Source organism: Planomicrobium sp. YIM 101495 (assembly GCF_009707665.1).
GTDB lineage: Bacteria > Bacillota > Bacilli > Bacillales_A > Planococcaceae > Planococcus.
This window is the reverse complement of record NZ_WLZW01000002.1, coordinates 70,430-84,782: the sequence shown is the minus strand read 5'-3', so window position 1 is coordinate 84,782 and position 14,353 is coordinate 70,430. Positions and strand designations below refer to the sequence as shown.

The 14,353-nt window shown below is 50.8% G+C and carries 18 protein-coding genes; 7 read left to right on the top strand and 11 right to left on the bottom strand.

What is annotated here, in order from left to right; all coding sequences use genetic code 11:
• Both GIW82_RS09685 and GIW82_RS09680 read left to right on the top strand, forming a co-directional pair.
• Complete coding sequence (locus GIW82_RS09685; RefSeq protein ID WP_154749758.1) at positions 1-876, top strand: carbohydrate ABC transporter permease; 876 nt, start codon at positions 1-3, stop codon at positions 874-876.
• A gap of 15 nt (positions 877-891) precedes the next feature.
• On the top strand, positions 892-1,698 hold the full coding sequence (locus tag GIW82_RS09680) for a carbohydrate ABC transporter permease (protein ID WP_370456189.1): 807 nt from the start codon (positions 892-894) through the stop codon (positions 1,696-1,698).
• 51 nt (positions 1,699-1,749) lie between these two features.
• Here GIW82_RS09680 and GIW82_RS09675 read toward each other — a convergent pair whose 3' ends face one another.
• From GIW82_RS09675 to GIW82_RS09655, 5 genes are all read right to left on the bottom strand, one after another.
• Positions 1,750-2,316: a GNAT family N-acetyltransferase gene (locus GIW82_RS09675; RefSeq protein ID WP_195914017.1), complete on the bottom strand. Its 567-nt coding sequence runs from the start codon at positions 2,314-2,316 to the stop codon at positions 1,750-1,752.
• Between the two features lie 60 nt (positions 2,317-2,376).
• Positions 2,377-2,808 carry a DUF2269 family protein gene (locus GIW82_RS09670; protein WP_154749757.1) on the bottom strand — a complete coding sequence of 144 codons (432 nt, stop codon included), beginning with the start codon at positions 2,806-2,808 and terminating at the stop codon, positions 2,377-2,379.
• Between the two features lie 122 nt (positions 2,809-2,930).
• Positions 2,931-3,551 (bottom strand): cell wall hydrolase, encoded by a 621-nt coding sequence (locus tag GIW82_RS09665; protein ID WP_230309353.1) that lies wholly within the window; start codon positions 3,549-3,551, stop codon positions 2,931-2,933.
• Positions 3,552-3,669: 118 nt separating this feature from the next.
• Positions 3,670-4,125: an NUDIX domain-containing protein gene (locus GIW82_RS09660; RefSeq protein ID WP_154749756.1), complete on the bottom strand. Its 456-nt coding sequence runs from the start codon at positions 4,123-4,125 to the stop codon at positions 3,670-3,672.
• 33 nt (positions 4,126-4,158) lie between these two features.
• Entirely contained in the window at positions 4,159-4,443 is a 285-nt protein-coding gene (locus GIW82_RS09655; RefSeq protein WP_154749755.1) for a hypothetical protein, read from the bottom strand.
• A gap of 129 nt (positions 4,444-4,572) precedes the next feature.
• On the opposite strand from GIW82_RS09655, the gene GIW82_RS09650 reads away from it, so the two are divergent.
• Positions 4,573-5,073, top strand: coding sequence for a metallophosphoesterase family protein (locus GIW82_RS09650; RefSeq protein ID WP_154749754.1), 501 nt, complete (start codon positions 4,573-4,575; stop codon positions 5,071-5,073).
• A gap of 45 nt (positions 5,074-5,118) precedes the next feature.
• Here the strand turns inward: GIW82_RS09650 and GIW82_RS09645 are convergent, their stop codons facing one another.
• Positions 5,119-5,490, bottom strand: a complete 372-nt coding sequence (locus GIW82_RS09645) for a hypothetical protein (RefSeq protein WP_154749753.1) — start codon at positions 5,488-5,490, stop codon at positions 5,119-5,121.
• Positions 5,491-5,648: 158 nt separating this feature from the next.
• Here GIW82_RS09645 and GIW82_RS09640 point away from each other — a divergent pair, with 158 nt between their 5' ends.
• On the top strand, positions 5,649-6,857 hold the full coding sequence (locus GIW82_RS09640; protein ID WP_154749752.1) for a hypothetical protein: 1,209 nt from the start codon (positions 5,649-5,651) through the stop codon (positions 6,855-6,857).
• A 45-nt stretch (positions 6,858-6,902) separates the two neighbouring features.
• Here the strand turns inward: GIW82_RS09640 and GIW82_RS09635 are convergent, their stop codons facing one another.
• On the bottom strand, positions 6,903-7,301 hold the full coding sequence (locus tag GIW82_RS09635) for a thiol-disulfide oxidoreductase DCC family protein (RefSeq protein WP_154749751.1): 399 nt from the start codon (positions 7,299-7,301) through the stop codon (positions 6,903-6,905).
• Positions 7,302-7,355: 54 nt separating this feature from the next.
• A complete protein-coding gene (locus GIW82_RS09630; RefSeq protein ID WP_154749750.1) occupies positions 7,356-7,898 on the bottom strand; it encodes a TraR/DksA C4-type zinc finger protein in 543 nt (180 codons plus the stop codon).
• A 157-nt stretch (positions 7,899-8,055) separates the two neighbouring features.
• Here GIW82_RS09630 and GIW82_RS09625 point away from each other — a divergent pair, with 157 nt between their 5' ends.
• From GIW82_RS09625 to GIW82_RS09615, 3 genes are all read left to right on the top strand, one after another.
• Positions 8,056-9,369, top strand: coding sequence for a cytochrome P450 (locus GIW82_RS09625; protein WP_154749749.1), 1,314 nt, complete (start codon positions 8,056-8,058; stop codon positions 9,367-9,369).
• Between the two features lie 204 nt (positions 9,370-9,573).
• Positions 9,574-10,068, top strand: a complete 495-nt coding sequence (queF, locus tag GIW82_RS09620; RefSeq protein WP_154749748.1) for a preQ(1) synthase — start codon at positions 9,574-9,576, stop codon at positions 10,066-10,068.
• A gap of 12 nt (positions 10,069-10,080) precedes the next feature.
• On the top strand, positions 10,081-10,728 hold the full coding sequence (locus GIW82_RS09615) for a queuosine precursor transporter (RefSeq protein WP_154749747.1): 648 nt from the start codon (positions 10,081-10,083) through the stop codon (positions 10,726-10,728).
• 92 nt (positions 10,729-10,820) lie between these two features.
• Here the strand turns inward: GIW82_RS09615 and GIW82_RS09610 are convergent, their stop codons facing one another.
• From GIW82_RS09610 to GIW82_RS09600, 3 genes are all read right to left on the bottom strand, one after another.
• Positions 10,821-11,651 carry an endonuclease/exonuclease/phosphatase family protein gene (locus GIW82_RS09610; RefSeq protein ID WP_154749746.1) on the bottom strand — a complete coding sequence of 277 codons (831 nt, stop codon included), beginning with the start codon at positions 11,649-11,651 and terminating at the stop codon, positions 10,821-10,823.
• A gap of 89 nt (positions 11,652-11,740) precedes the next feature.
• Positions 11,741-12,493: an endonuclease/exonuclease/phosphatase family protein gene (locus GIW82_RS09605; protein WP_154749745.1), complete on the bottom strand. Its 753-nt coding sequence runs from the start codon at positions 12,491-12,493 to the stop codon at positions 11,741-11,743.
• 113 nt (positions 12,494-12,606) lie between these two features.
• The gene (locus tag GIW82_RS09600) at positions 12,607-14,340 is read right to left on the bottom strand and encodes an ABC transporter ATP-binding protein (RefSeq protein ID WP_370456188.1); all 1,734 of its coding nucleotides are present in this window, start codon (positions 14,338-14,340) and stop codon (positions 12,607-12,609) included.
• Between the last annotated feature and the right edge of the window lie 13 nt (positions 14,341-14,353).

Genomic DNA, 14,353 nt, shown 5'->3' with positions numbered 1-14,353 from the left:
ATGAAAGCCTCCAAAAGTCTGTTGCTGTTTTTCATTCCCGGGCTCGCCTTGTACGCTGTCTTCTTCCTGTACCCGACGATCAGCGCCATCTTTTATTCGTTCACTGATTGGGATGGACTGAGCGAGGCTTTCCAATTCGTCGGGACGTCCAACTATGAACGGGCTTTCACTGGCGACACCGTCTTTCGGAAGACCATCGGCAACAACTTGAAGTTCATGCTGGCTGTTGTCGTCTTCCAGACGGTCATCGCGCTCGCCTTTGCTTTGATCCTTGTCAAAAACACGAAGACGACAGTGTTTCTCCGGGCACTTTATTTCTTCCCGACGATCCTGTCTTCTGTCTCTGTCGCATTTATCTGGTCATTCATTTACGATCCATCGCTCGGTATCCTGAACCAGCTGCTAGGCCTTGCAGGACTCGACTTTCTCCAGCAAAACTGGCTCGGTAATGCGAACATCGCGATTTTCTCACTGGCCGCGACACAAGTTTGGTTCCATGCCGGACAGATGCTGATCATTTTTGTTGCAGGCCTGCAGGCGATTCCGAAAGAGCTGTATGAAGTCGCCGAAATCGAAGGGGCCAGCAAATGGCAGACGTTCCGGAAAGTCACGTGGCCGCTCCTTGCCCCTTCTGCGACGATCGTCATCGCCTACACGACCATCCAATCGTTCAAGGCGTTCGACCTCGTATTCGCCATGACTGGCGGTGGTCCGAACCGCTCGACCGAAATCATTGCGACCTATATTTTCGATGTTGCCTTCAGCAATTACCAGTTCGGCTACGCTAGCGCCATTTCCGTCATCTTCATGGCGCTGATCGCGTTGATTACGTTCATCCAGTTCAAGGCACTGCGGTCCGACCGCATTTCTTATTAAGAAGGAGGCTAAGATGTGTTCCGTAAATTTCCGCTTGCTGTCTATGCATTGATCATTCTCGTGCCACTGACAATTGTCGTCCTGACTTCGATCAAGACGCTGCAAGAAACGTTCCGTAATCCCCTTGGCCTGCCGGAAAATGGGCTCCAGTTCGAGAACTATAGCCGGATTTTCCAGGAACAGACCATGAGTGGGTATTTCATTAACAGCGCGATCGTCACGCTCTTCTCTGTAACACTTACGTTACTGTTCGCGGCGATGATCGCTTACGGCATCACGCGGCTCAATAATTGGCTCGGCAATGTGCTGTTCGGACTGTTTACGCTTGGGATGATGATTCCAGCTCAAGTGAATATGGTGCCGCTCTATGCACTCATGCTCGACTTCCAATTGACGAACAGCCTGCTCGGTCTCATCATCGTCAATATCGCCGTGACCATTCCGATCGCCGTCTTCATCCTGACCGGCTTCATGAAAACATTGCCGAAGGAATTATTCGAAGCGTCGACAATCGATGGTGCGGGAGAATGGCGCATCTTCACCCGGATTGCTGTGCCGCTGTCGCTCCCGTCTTTGTCAGCCACGGCCATCTTCCTGTTCGTGATGCACTGGAATGACCTGCTGTATCCGTTGCTCTTTATCACCGACAATGCCTATAAAACCTTACCGCTCGCCCTGCTGGAATTTCAAGGCGAATATTCTACCAACTATCCGATGCTCTTCACCGGAGTGGTGCTCGCGTCCATTCCCATGGTCATCGCCTATTTATTCCTTCAGCGCTTTTTCGTCGCCGGAATTACTGCTGGTGCCGTCAAAGGCTGAAAAAAGCTGTACCCGAAGCCCGTTCGATGGCTCCTGGTACAGCTTTTCCTATTATCTTGTTTCCCACTCTTCTTTTAGGAGGGAATAGACGCTTAAATCTCGATGTTCGCCTTTCATGTACATCGACTTGCGTAACACACCTTCGAACTGCATGCCGATCTTTTCCATGACACGCGATGACCCGATATTCTCAGGGAAGCAACGCGCTTCGATGCGGACGAGGTCCATCACGGCAAAGCCGAAGCGGGCCACTTCCGCAGCCGCTTCCGTCACGATGCCTTTGCCCCAATATTCCTCAGCAAGCACGTATCCGATCTCAGCCGACTTATGCGGCACTCTCCATACGACAAAATCGATGGTGCCGATCAATTCTTCGGTCTTCTTCAAGACGATTCCCCACGGAGCGATTTGCTGGCTTTCGTAACGCCTCAGTGCAAAGCCGACAAAGTCTTTCGCATCTGCCAACGTCCGATGCGTATCCCACGTGACATACTTTGTGACGTTCGGATTGGCGCCATATTTGAAGACAGCTGCCGCATCCTCTTCCGTCACTTTCCGGAGCAGCAGCCGCTCCGTTTCCAGTACAGGAAACTCCCCGAATATATCTTCCACTTCCATCAGCATCCCTCCTTTGTCCTTTTACTTTACACGAAATAAGAAGAAATTCCAGCAGATTTTTCACCAGAGTATCGGCTTGTCGACCATCAGCCAGAGCATCGTCAGCAGGATGAGGATGTAGAGCCAAAGAGATGTACGGAGCTTCCGGCAAGTGGCTTGCTGATCCGCTCCCGGCTTCTTGAATTGTCTGAGCACCGGCGAGAATGCGCTCGCTAAAAATACGACCGAGCCGACCATGATCGCGATGGTCAGGACGATCCACGATGTCGTCCAGCCCCACGGCCCTTGCCAAATCAATAAGGCACCGGATAGGACCAGCACATGCCCTGCATGCTTAACGATCCGGATCGCCGACTTGAACGTTGCAATGTGCGCTGCAAGCACCGGTCTTTCCGCCTCTTTCATCCGCTCAACAAGTGGCAGCAGTACAAAGAATGGACCGATGGAAGAAACCGCACTTAATATATGAATAAAGATAAGAATCGTATACATAAGAATACCTGACCGCCCTTTCGCCTATACCCACATTATACGCCGAAACAGACGGGCAACGGACAGTAGAAAGTGGCAAAAAAGTGGCTTGGGGCAAGAACTCTCCCCAAGCCACTCTTCGTTCATTCTGCGAAATAATGTCGGCCGATCTTCGTCAGTACCGTCCGGGAATAGATCCACGAATCGGTGACACCTGCCGGATTGTAATAGTAGACGGCTCCGCCTGTCGGGTCAGCTCCACCCCATGCTTCCCGCACTGCTTCGTAGGATCCTTTAGTCGGCAACAGTGAAAACTGGCCGTCATGCACAGCCGTGAAGGCGTTGCGCTGAAGGATCACTTGCTGGATCGTGTCGGGGAAGCCTTCCGCTTCGACACGGTTCAAGACGACCGCAGCGACTGCCACTTGTCCTAAATAATGTTCGCCACGTGCTTCACCGTGCACGATACGTGCCATCATCTCAACATTCTCGAACATCGCCAATGTCCGTGGTCCGGCAATCCCTGTAGTCGGCAAGCCGAAGTTTCGCTGAAAACGCGTCACGGCATTGCTTGTGATCATGCTGAAGTATTCATGCCGTGCCATATCGTAGTAACCCATTTGATTCAACTGGTCCCGAATATTTCCATGCTCCATCGCTTCTGGAAGGATCGGGGTCGGCCCATTTGCATTCGCTTCCACGAATGGCAGGCAAAGAAATAGAAGCGCCATAATCGCCCCTGCAATGAATTGTTTTGTAGTCATCCACTCTCTCCAATCAAAAAACTTGCCCGCCGCATTTGGCAGACAAGATCTGTATGGACATTCTTTACCCGATACACGGATTCTTTAAACATACATGTAACTTCGCACCGTCTCCCGTTCAGAAGAATGCTGGGCCGTATTGCTGGATGACTTCGTTCGCCAGCTGCGCGGTTTCTGCCGGCAGCTGATCGAGCGGGAAGAATCTTGCTTCGATCGCTTCCGTATGCTGCGGTTCGTTTGGAATTTCTTTAATGTCTTTCGAGACGAAGTTAAGGATGACTGGGTACGTCGCCTCACCTTGTTCTGAAACAGTATAATACTGTTCGCCGGAATACACACCTAAAAGACCAAGCTCCCCAAGCTTCAAGCCTGCCAATGTGAAGACTATGCGCTGCCCCGTCTCTTCCGCCGTTTCCTTCAGCTCCATGAAGCCTTCCGGGATATTCCACTCCGCGTCCTGTTCACGTTTCACCAGTAGGATGCGGTGCCGTTTGTCCAAGACAGCGACCGTCGCTTTGACGAGCAGCAGCGGAGCTTGCCCGACACGTTGGCGCAATTGTTCGCGGTAAGACAATTGATCATCCCCTTCTTCTTTGTCGTTCCTTATTTATCGACCTTCCAGTTCAGCCAGTCTGCGATGGGTCTGGGGGAATCCATTCGCCTGCCACTCCGAACGGTACGCAGAATCCAGCTGCGTCAAGCCGATCTCGGCATCATCATACGCCGCTTTGACACTTTCTTCCCTGTCCACCGTTTCACTATTACGCATATCATTGTCTTCATAGATCCAGACTTTCTTTGCTTTGTTTTTCTTGAAGACCGTCAGTAGCAGCATTCCGCTCGCTGCAGCTGTTCCCGCGTAAACAAATTTCTTCAACGTAGCTTTTTCCATTTTTCCGACCTCCTGATTTGTTTTACCTCTCTTTTCCCTGCTTTCAAGGAAACTAACCCCACTCTCTGGAATGATGATACCGCTTCCCGTAAAATGGAACGATAATCATCACCACGAGGAGGAGTACATATGACAAAGATCATCATCGTTTCGGACACACATATTCCATCCCGCGCGAAAGCCTTGCCCCGCACGTTAACGAAAGAATGCGCAGATGCCGACTTGATCATCCATGCCGGAGACTGGCAAACGCTGGACGTCTTCTTCGAGTTATCCGCATACGCAGAGACCGTCGGTGTCACCGGCAACGTCGATCCATGGGAACTCCTGGACCGTTTCGGCCGGAAAAAGATCCTCACCATCGATTCTTTGAAAATCGGGATCGTACACGGGGACGGGACGGGAAAAACGACGGAGCAACGCGCTTTGCAGGCGTTTGCAGAAGATGATGTCGACCTCATCGTATTCGGTCATTCGCACATCTCGCTCAAGAAAGAAGTCGATGGCCGCGTGCTTTTCAATCCTGGCTCTCCGACAGACAAAAGACGGCAAGCCCAGTATTCATTCGGCATTCTCGAAGTCGGAGAGACGTGGCAGCTCGAGCATGTGTTTTTTGATAAAGAAGAATGAAAAAAAGCACGCACCCATGTGATGTTGGGTGTGTGCTTTGCTCTTTCAGCTTGTGTGCTTTTGCGGGATATACCCGTGCACTGTGACATGGCGCATGAATGCTTGCGCATCTCCCCGCGAAATGAGCGACAGCTCGAAATGACTGTCGCCATCCACGAAACACGTAATTCGCGCAGGCGTTTCAAGGTCCGCATCAATCGAGAGGATTTCTTTATACTTGCAGGAAAATGAGATGATCGGCTCTGAGCCATTCTTTGCGTAAAAGACAATTTCTTTTTCAGTAGCAGCCAACAATCCTTTAATACCGGATGGCTGACCGGCAAGGGATGTATTGAAAAGCCCATAGACCCATTCGTGAACAATGATTCCTGGCAACATATCCGGTAATTCTTTTGCTAATTGTGTAGGATGCCCCATTCGTGAATCCCTCCGTTCTTTGCTCCTCTCTAGTATACTCTACCATTTCCAATTTTAGTGTTTAATTTGTATGACAATTGTTGCAACTTGGAACGGGCCGGATTTCATTTACGCTTAAATGGGTACAGTAAACTAATCGCTTAATGGAGGTGAACGTTGTGAAAAGGACGAAGAGATTGGAAATCGACTTGTTGAAACAAAGTGATTCACTCATCTATTTCATGTGGTCCAAAACCGGCCGCCCGTACAAACTTTACCGGGATGGACAGCTCGTTTATGAAGGAACTTCCAATTCGTTCAAAGATGTTGATTTGGCACGCGGGGAAATCTATACGTACTTGCTGGAAGAGATAGGGGAAGAAGGCGAAATCAGCGAGCGGCTGGCCATGCAGACGATGACCGAAAACCATGGCAGTAATGTCATGCACCGCCTGCAGGAAATCGCGGTCACTGCGATTGTAGCCAAGGACCGGATCGCACTTGCATGGGGCGAAATCAAAGGTATCGAGAAATATAAAATATACCGGGACGGAGAGTTGATTCAGGAGACCCAGCAAACACAATTTTGCGATCAACGGATTGAACGCGATAAAAGCTATACGTACTTAATCCGCGGCAGACGCCCGCTCATTCGTTCCGAAGAGCGGATGGGTGCTCCCAAATTCATGGCTGCCAAGGTATTCTCCATCTTAACCCCGAACGTCACATATGTTGAACCAACGGACGAAGATTTCTGGATCACGAAGAAAATCGGGGAAGTGAATCGTCTTCTCGCTGGGAATGATAAGTCGGGTGATGAAAAACCATACTTCGATTGGCAATTCCGTTACTCGACTTTCCTGGATGAAAAATATATCCACAGCCCGAACCCGCTCTCGCCTAACCGCTATTTCGCTGGAGATGACAGGAGTTTTGATCCGGAGGCTAAAAGTTACCGCACGCGCACCGGCTTCTCCCTTCATCTGACCGAAGGTGGTACACAATTCGACCATTCTGCAAGTGTCGGTACAAGCATCGCCTATGACTGGCGAAAGAAATTCCGAAAAGCAAGAATCGCTTCTTCTGCAGGCATCACCATTGAACGGACGGAAGCGGACGAACGGAAAGAAGTCATTTCCATCGACCACCGCGTCGGCAATCCATTGACTACCTCGCCTGAAATCGGCTATCGTGTTTCTGCATCCTTCTACCGTAATGGCCATTACGACATTTCCGGGATTCATGACCAATCTCCGAATCATGAAGTGTATTTGAAGAACAGTTTGACGGATGAATGGATGCCGATCCACCAAGCAGACAGCAAAGGCCTCGCGTGGATGTCCGACGTTATCGCCTGCCAGTACTGGCGCGTCTCGAACTTCACCTAAGCGGATAAGCGCCAAAAAAGAGCCCCTGTCGCCAGGAGGCTCTTCTTACTTGTCCAAAAACCGCTTCCGGATGTGTGGGGGCGGAAGCTGGCATTGATCCAGCTTACCGAACACTTTGTAGCGATTTTTGGCAACCAGGTCATAGGCACCATCACGGAGCGGACGTGGGAACGACTTCAAGTAATAAGCCAATTTCCATAAACCCGTCAGATGATTCGCCACGCGCAGTGCAGCATCCGACTTGACGTACGCACGCTTCTGATCGACCAGGACGAGACTGTCGACGTCTTCGGGGATGCTATGCTTCGCTCTCAATTCCCTGCCGATGTCACTTTGCAGAGAAGCGAATTGATAATAGCCGGCGGGGTCGTGCTGAATAATGAATTGCACGCTCGAATCGCAGAAATTGCAGTCTCCGTCGAACAGGATGATCGGATGTTCCATCTTCTTCACTCCTTACTAGCTCCATTCGTCTTCAAAAAAAAGCAGGTGAATCGGTCAATCACTATCTCCATCATAGTCGAAGAACTCTTTCATGTCTTTGTCTTTCCCGGGTTGATCTTGCGGACCGTCCGAGGATCCGGAACTTTCCACATCTTCGAAGCTGTTCTCGTAATCGCGGACGGCATTGTCTTCCCTCCGTACCGGCTGGTCTGTCGAGCCGAGCAACACATCTTCCTCTGAAGGACGCGTCTCCAGGTCCAGTGAGGATTCTGCATGATCGATACACGTCAAGGCAGTCGGGATGGCTTCCAAGCGTGCGTAAGGAATCTCTTTGCCGCACACGGTACACTCGCCATACGTCCCGTCTTCTATCGCTGCGAGTGCTGCCTTGACATCCGCCAGCTCCTCTTCCTTGAATTCGTTCAAAGCCATGCCCCGCTCTTGATCGAACAGATCCGTCGCATTATCGGCCGGGTGGTTATCATAATTGGAAAGTTCACTCGTTTGGAATTCTTCATCATGTCCGACGCGCTCTTCCAGCGACGCCAGTTGTGTTTCTAATTCCTGCTTCAGTTTGTTCAATTGTTGATCTGTCATCGTGTCTCCTCCTCCAAAAACTGCTTGTCCTTTATATTTCCTTTCCCCCAGAAATCAAACCTGCCAAGGGAAGTACAGTTTATCGGCTTTTCAGCAAGGGTAATGGAAGAGAAGGTCAGAACATGTCCCGGAACATTCCTTGAAGGAGCTGATTGTCATGAAAATAAGAAGACCCATTCCACGTGCAGAAGAATTGGACAGCACGCTATCCTTGATCAACGAAGGGTATGAATTCATCTCAAGCCGCCGAAAAGCGCTGCAATCGGATATTTTCGAAACCCGTCTGATCGGGCAAAAAGCGATTTGCATGTCAGGCGAAGAAGCGGCAGCGCTTTTTTATGATAACGATTATTTCAAACGTACAGGCGCCATGCCGAAGCCGATCCAGAAGACGCTGCTTGGTGTAGGCGGCATCCACGGTACGGACGGTGAGGAGCATCATGATTTGAAGCGGATGTTCCTATCCATGATGACGCCTGAACGCCTTGAAGTTGTACGACGGATGGCAATCGAGGAGCTTGATAAAAAGGCTGATCAATGGGAAAAGATGGACGAAGTCGTGTTAATGGATGAAATCGAGGAGATCCTAACGCGTGCCGTCTGCCATTGGGCTGGTCTTCCATTGAAGGAAGAAGAGGTGAAGCAGCGCACGCAGGAACTCGTGGCCATGGTCGATTCCATCGGCGGCTCCCTCCCCCGCTACAAAGATGGACGGACAGCCCGCGAAAGCCAGGAGGCGTGGCTGAAAGACATTATCCGCCAGACACGGAAGGGCGTGTACAATCCTCCGCCGAGCACACCGGTCTATATCGTCTCGCACCACACAGATAAAAATGGCAAGCTGCTCGATCTTCATACAGCCGCAGTCAATCTGAACAATGCTTACCGCCCGATGCTTGCGACGGTCCATTTCATCATTTTCGGTGCACTCGCAATGCATCAATTCCCGGAGACGCGCTACAAGATCCAGGCGGATGAGCAAAACTACAGTTTCTTATTCTCCCAGGAAGTCCGGAGATTTTATCCGTTCGCTCCCGCGATGGCAGCGAAAGTGAAAAAAGACTTCGTCTGGCATGGCTATCATTTCAAAGAAAACATGCTGGTCGTCCTTGATCTGTACGGAATCAACCGCCATCCGGATAGCTGGGAAGACGCCGATTCGTTCAAGCCGGAGCGCTTTGCTTCCTGGAAAGAAAGTCCCTTCGCCTTCGTACCACAAGGAGGCGGCGACCATCATGCCGGTCACCGCTGTGCCGGTGAATGGATGACTGTGACGATTATGCAGACGTTCTTCAAGTATTTCGCGGAGAATATTCGTTACACCGTGCCTGAACAGGATCTTTCCCTGGACATGGCGCGCATGCCGACATTCCCGAAAAGCCGCTTCCGGATCCGGAATGTGCAGAAGCTCCAAGTAACACCGGAACGGCTCATCAGGCATCGTCAGCCTTACTCCGTCATTCAAACATGAACGCCGGTTGACATCCGCCTGAATTCCCCTTAAGATAATGAAGAATTGCATAACCCGGTGACGGGAGAGGTTCATAGCGCGTAACCCTCTATAAAAAACTATGGATTGTCGAATCTCAGCCGAATCCTCCCGCGATTCGGCTTTTTTCATTCCAGTTTTTTTAGAACCCTCTCCTTTCCCGAAATTTGAAAGGGGATTTTTTTAATGGCTGGAAGAAACGAAGACACATTGGCACATCTGGAATTGCTTGGCAACCAAAATACAAAATATACATTCGAGTACGCCCCGGACATCCTAGAGGCGATCGATAACCTCCACACACGTGATTATTTCGTGAAATTCAATTGCCCGGAGTTCACGTCTCTCTGCCCGCAGACAGGCCAGCCGGACTTTGCGACGATTTACTTGAGCTTTATTCCGGATAAGAAATTAGTGGAAAGCAAGTCCTTGAAGCTTTACTTGTTCTCGTTCCGGAACCACGGTGACTTCCACGAAGATGTCATCAACATCATCATGAACGATCTCATCAAGCTGCTGGATCCGCGTTATATCGAAGTGTGGGGGAAATTCACACCGCGCGGCGGCTTGTCGATCGACCCTTACACAAACTACGGCAAACCTGGAACAAAATACGAAGAAATGGCAGCGTACCGGATGATGAACCATGACATGAATCCGGAGACGATCACCAACCGCTAAGGAGGCGCCCCCATGCTCATGTATTTGAATGGTGCATTCGTCGGACTTTTGATTCTCTCCAATATCCTGGCGGTGAAGCTCGTCAGTATTAACGAATGGCTCGTGCTCCCGGCAGCTGTCATCGTCTATGTCTTCACGTTCCCGATCACTGATACGATTGCGGAAGTGTATGGCAAACGGGCAGCGCGGCAAACGGTATTTGCCGGATTCATTACGCAATTGGCGGCGCTCCTCTTCATTTCGATCGCCATCTATTTGCCGGCTGCACCGTTTTTCGAAAACCAGCAGGCATTCGAAGAGATTTTCTCTGCCGGTTTCCGCGTCACCCTGGCAAGCCTGGTGTCTTACTTCATCAGCCAAAACCTCGATGTGACGATTTTCCACAAACTGAAAGAACGTCACGGTACGAGCAAATTGTGGCTGCGGAATAACGCATCGACCATGACAAGCCAGCTCGCCGATACGTCCATTTTCATTACAATCGCTTTTTACGGCACCATGCCGATGGGCGCACTTATCGCAATGATCATTTCTCAGTATGTGTTCAAATGGCTGGCAGCCGCGCTCGATACACCGCTCGTCTATTTGCTGGTGGCACTGTGCCGCCGCGAGCAGCGGGCAGAAGACAAGCTGGTTGCATTAAAAGAAGAACGCGCATAAAGCAGCTGAGAGCAGCATTCGCAGACGTTCATTCGACAAAATGAAAAAGCTGCTTCCAAAAGCCTGGCACTACGGCTTTCGGAAGCAGCTTTTTAGATTCCCTGCACTTGTACTTGCGCCTTCCGGCTGCGTGCTCCTTTGACGGTAAGTTGCGCCACGATCGGCAGATGATCGGAGACGGCCGTTTCGATGACGAATCCTCCGGCAGCTTCGAAAGCTGGGTCTATAAAGATATAATCGATCCGTGTCACCGGGACCGATTGTTCACCGGTTATTGCATTCATAAAAGGCGCTGGATACGTATAAGCGTCTGATTTGTTTAATTGACTGTAGACATCTGCAAAATGGCGTGTCAGTTTCTTCATCTGGATATGACTTGGCGGCGCATTGAAGTCACCTATAATAATGCGCGGGAAATTTGTTTTTCCGGCGATTGCCACTAATTCATCAATACTTACTGCCAGTTCAGCGTCTTTCAAGGCGAGATGCGTGCAGAAGAAGCTGATATATATTCCATCGAGGTCGATCACCGTTTCCAGCACACCACGCTGTTCATCGTTCCCGAAATCTTCCATCACTTGCGTCAATAGATGATTTCTGCTGAAACGGATCGGGTATTTGCTGAGAACTGCATTGCCATATTGCCGGCGCGGACGTTCTGCTTCTTCAGGATCCAAATCCAAATTTGCGCCATAAGCGGCGTACATGCCGAGACGTTCCGAAAGCCAGGCGACCTGGTCTTCGAAAAAACTGCGATCTGAAAAAAAGCGGTCCACTTCCTGCAGTCCGATCAATTCTGCTCCTGCTTCTTCAATCGTTTGTGCTGTCGCTTCCAAATCCGTTCGTCCGTTCATTCCTCTTCCATGTGCGATATTGAATGACATTACCTTCACCGGGAGTTCAGACGGGAGTTGCTCAAGCATTTCGACCTCTCCTTTGATTGTTGAACTTATGCGTTTATTCACATGCTAACAAATCCAGAGAAGAGAAGCTGTTTCATTTCTGTAAAGCTTTATGTTGTTTTTGTAAAGAATTCCAGTCTGGCTGCCACAGGAAAATGATCCGAAACGGCAGTCGGGATGATGAACGCCCGGATGATCTTCCAATGATGGTCCACGAGAATATAATCAAGACGGTTGCCAGCTATCTTGTCCCGACTATAAGTGGTCGGATAATGCAGCTCCTGGTCGATGGCCGGCTCGAAACGGTCGAACAACGGCTGCATCGTGTCATCATCCGGCGTCATATTGAAATCTCCTACAACGATGTGCGGTTCCTCCAATTCGGCGGTCCGTTTTAGAATATCCTCCACCCCCAGCTGCTGCGCTCCTTTCATTAGTGCCAGGTGAGTATTTAAAACAACGACAGGGATGCCGTCCAGATCGATCTTCACTTCAAGTAGACAACGTGGCTCTTCCTGAGAATCAGCACTGCGCAGCCGGTGGTTTGTGACTGACAGAATCGGGAATTTGCTGAACACGGCATTGCCATACTGCCTGTTCGGATGCCCTTCTTCTGTTGCCGGGTCATCAATTGCCGGTCCGTACGCGAGATACATCCCCAGGCTTTCTGAAAGAAGGATGGCCTGATCCTGGAACAAGCTGCGTTTTGAAAAATGGCGGTCCACTTCCTGCAGACCGATGACATCCGCTTCACCGTATCGGAGCAGTTCCAGCGTTTCCGTCAAATCGATATGCTCGTCAATATCACGGCCACTGCCGATATTGAACGTCATGATCTTCAAAATTCTTCCGGATTCCTCCATATGAACAGCCCCTTCTTGCTAAAGATTTTCCCTATCCTCCATTCGTGAAACAGTGGATAGAAAAATGGCGGGGAGAAACAGTTGCACTTCTCCTCGCCATGCTCCGACGTGACTCATGTTAATTGCTGTTCAGCGAATTCACGGTATAGCGCATGGGTACCGACAAGTTCCTCATGCGTTCCTCTGCCTGTGACGCGCCCTTTCTCGATAAAGATGATCTGGTCCGCATCGACGATTGTCGACAGCCTGTGCGCGATGACGAACGTGGTGCGCCCTCTCATAAGCCGGCTCAATGCCTGCTGCACGATGCCCTCTGACTGGCTATCGAGACTCGCTGTCGCTTCGTCCATCATCAGAAGTTTCGGGTCACGCAGGAAGGCACGCGCAATCGCGATGCGCTGACGCTGGCCGCCCGACAATTTGACACCGCGTTCCCCGACTTCCGTGTCCAGTCCATCCGGCAGCTCCCGGATGAATGCCTCGGCATACGCCATCTGTGCCACGTCCCATAATCGCTCATCCGGAATGGTCTCGGCGTCCGTCAATCCATACGTCAAGTTCGCACGGATCGTGCCTCCCATCATGGCACTTTCCTGTGGCACGTATCCGATTTGATCGCGCCAAGACTTGATCGAGATTTCATTGATTGGCTGACCGCCGATGGTGATGCGGCCAGACTGCGCTTCGTAATACCGTTCGATCAGCCCGAAGACCGTCGTCTTCCCGCCGCCGCTCGGTCCTGCGAAGGCAATCATCTCGCCTGGCTGTGCCGTGAAGGAGACGTCTGCCAGCACCGGCTCTCCTTTTTCATAAGAAAAGGTGACTCCGTCCACATGTAGTGCTTTCCCTGCAATGTCCACGTGTATTCCTTGCTCCACCTCTTCAAGCGGCAATTCCAAAATACCGATGATCCGCTCGGTAGCTCCTTTCGCTTTTTGCAGCTCTGTAAAGAACATCGCAAACGTCGTAATCGGCATGATGATCTGGAACAGATACAGAAGAAACGCGACAAGCGAACCCGTCGACATCGTTCCTTCAGCTACACGAATACCGCCGTAGCCGATGATCGCAACAATGACGGCCATCACGACGACGTACATGAGCGGTGCAATTAGCGCGTAGATTCGCGCTTCTTTCATCCCGATTCCGAACAGGCGATTGATGCCACCGATACCTCTCGCTTCTTCCGCGTCTTCTGCAGTCGATGCTTTCATCAAGCGGATTTCGCTCAACGTCTGTTGGACATTCCCGGTAAAGTTCGCTGTCTCATCTTGCAGATTCCGCGAAATCTTCGCCATTTGCCGGCCGAGTGGAATCATGATCGCAATCGTCACCGGCACAGCCAACAGCATGATCAATGTCATCTTCCAGTCGAGCAGCAGAAGGATGATGACGGCCCCGATGATCGAAATGATGCCCGTGACGAAATTCGGGAAGTGATCCGTGATCAAGTTCCGGACGATTCCTGTGTCGTTGACGACGCGGCTCACCGTTTCCCCGCTCGGATGCTGGTCAAAATAACTGACGCGCAAACGGATCAGCCGCTTCCACATCTTCTCACGCAGTTCGGCAACGATGCGCTGGCCGACCATGCTCAGTAGATAAATCGAAATTCCGTTAATGACCGCTTGCAAAATAAACGCTACGGCGATTCCCGCAATGAGCACCCAACTGAGGGACTCGACCGAAAAACCGTCCACGAGGCTTCTCGTCAAAAGTGGGACGACGAGCGCGACAAGCGTTGTCACAAGACTCGCCGACAAACCGAAGACGAGTGCCGCCTTCGGTATTTTCAATGATGTAATCAGCGATAAAAAAGGTTTCATTCCCATCGGTTGTTGTGCCATGTCCTTTTCCCCT

Bases quoted from the DNA above. Each gene is read 5' to 3' on its own strand.
- GIW82_RS09655 (WP_154749755.1), bottom strand. From the start codon at position 4,443: ATGGAAAAAGCTACGTTGAAGAAATTTGTTTACGCGGGAACAGCTGCA.
- GIW82_RS09650 (WP_154749754.1), top strand. From the start codon at position 4,573: ATGACAAAGATCATCATCGTTTCGGACACACATATTCCATCCCGCGCG.
- GIW82_RS09615 (WP_154749747.1), top strand. From the start codon at position 10,081: ATGCTCATGTATTTGAATGGTGCATTCGTCGGACTTTTGATTCTCTCC.
- GIW82_RS09670 (WP_154749757.1), bottom strand. From the start codon at position 2,808: ATGTATACGATTCTTATCTTTATTCATATATTAAGTGCGGTTTCTTCC.
- GIW82_RS09645 (WP_154749753.1), bottom strand. From the start codon at position 5,490: ATGGGGCATCCTACACAATTAGCAAAAGAATTACCGGATATGTTGCCA.
- GIW82_RS09635 (WP_154749751.1), bottom strand. From the start codon at position 7,301: ATGGAACATCCGATCATCCTGTTCGACGGAGACTGCAATTTCTGCGAT.
- GIW82_RS09665 (WP_230309353.1), bottom strand. From the start codon at position 3,551: ATGACTACAAAACAATTCATTGCAGGGGCGATTATGGCGCTTCTATTT.
- GIW82_RS09625 (WP_154749749.1), top strand. From the start codon at position 8,056: ATGAAAATAAGAAGACCCATTCCACGTGCAGAAGAATTGGACAGCACG.
- GIW82_RS09605 (WP_154749745.1), bottom strand. From the start codon at position 12,493: ATGGAGGAATCCGGAAGAATTTTGAAGATCATGACGTTCAATATCGGC.
- GIW82_RS09685 (WP_154749758.1), top strand. From the start codon at position 1: ATGAAAGCCTCCAAAAGTCTGTTGCTGTTTTTCATTCCCGGGCTCGCC.
- GIW82_RS09630 (WP_154749750.1), bottom strand. From the start codon at position 7,898: ATGACAGATCAACAATTGAACAAACTGAAGCAGGAATTAGAAACACAA.
- GIW82_RS09675 (WP_195914017.1), bottom strand. From the start codon at position 2,316: ATGGAAGTGGAAGATATATTCGGGGAGTTTCCTGTACTGGAAACGGAG.
- queF (WP_154749748.1), top strand. From the start codon at position 9,574: ATGGCTGGAAGAAACGAAGACACATTGGCACATCTGGAATTGCTTGGC.
- GIW82_RS09610 (WP_154749746.1), bottom strand. From the start codon at position 11,651: ATGCTTGAGCAACTCCCGTCTGAACTCCCGGTGAAGGTAATGTCATTC.
- GIW82_RS09600 (WP_370456188.1), bottom strand. From the start codon at position 14,340: ATGGCACAACAACCGATGGGAATGAAACCTTTTTTATCGCTGATTACA.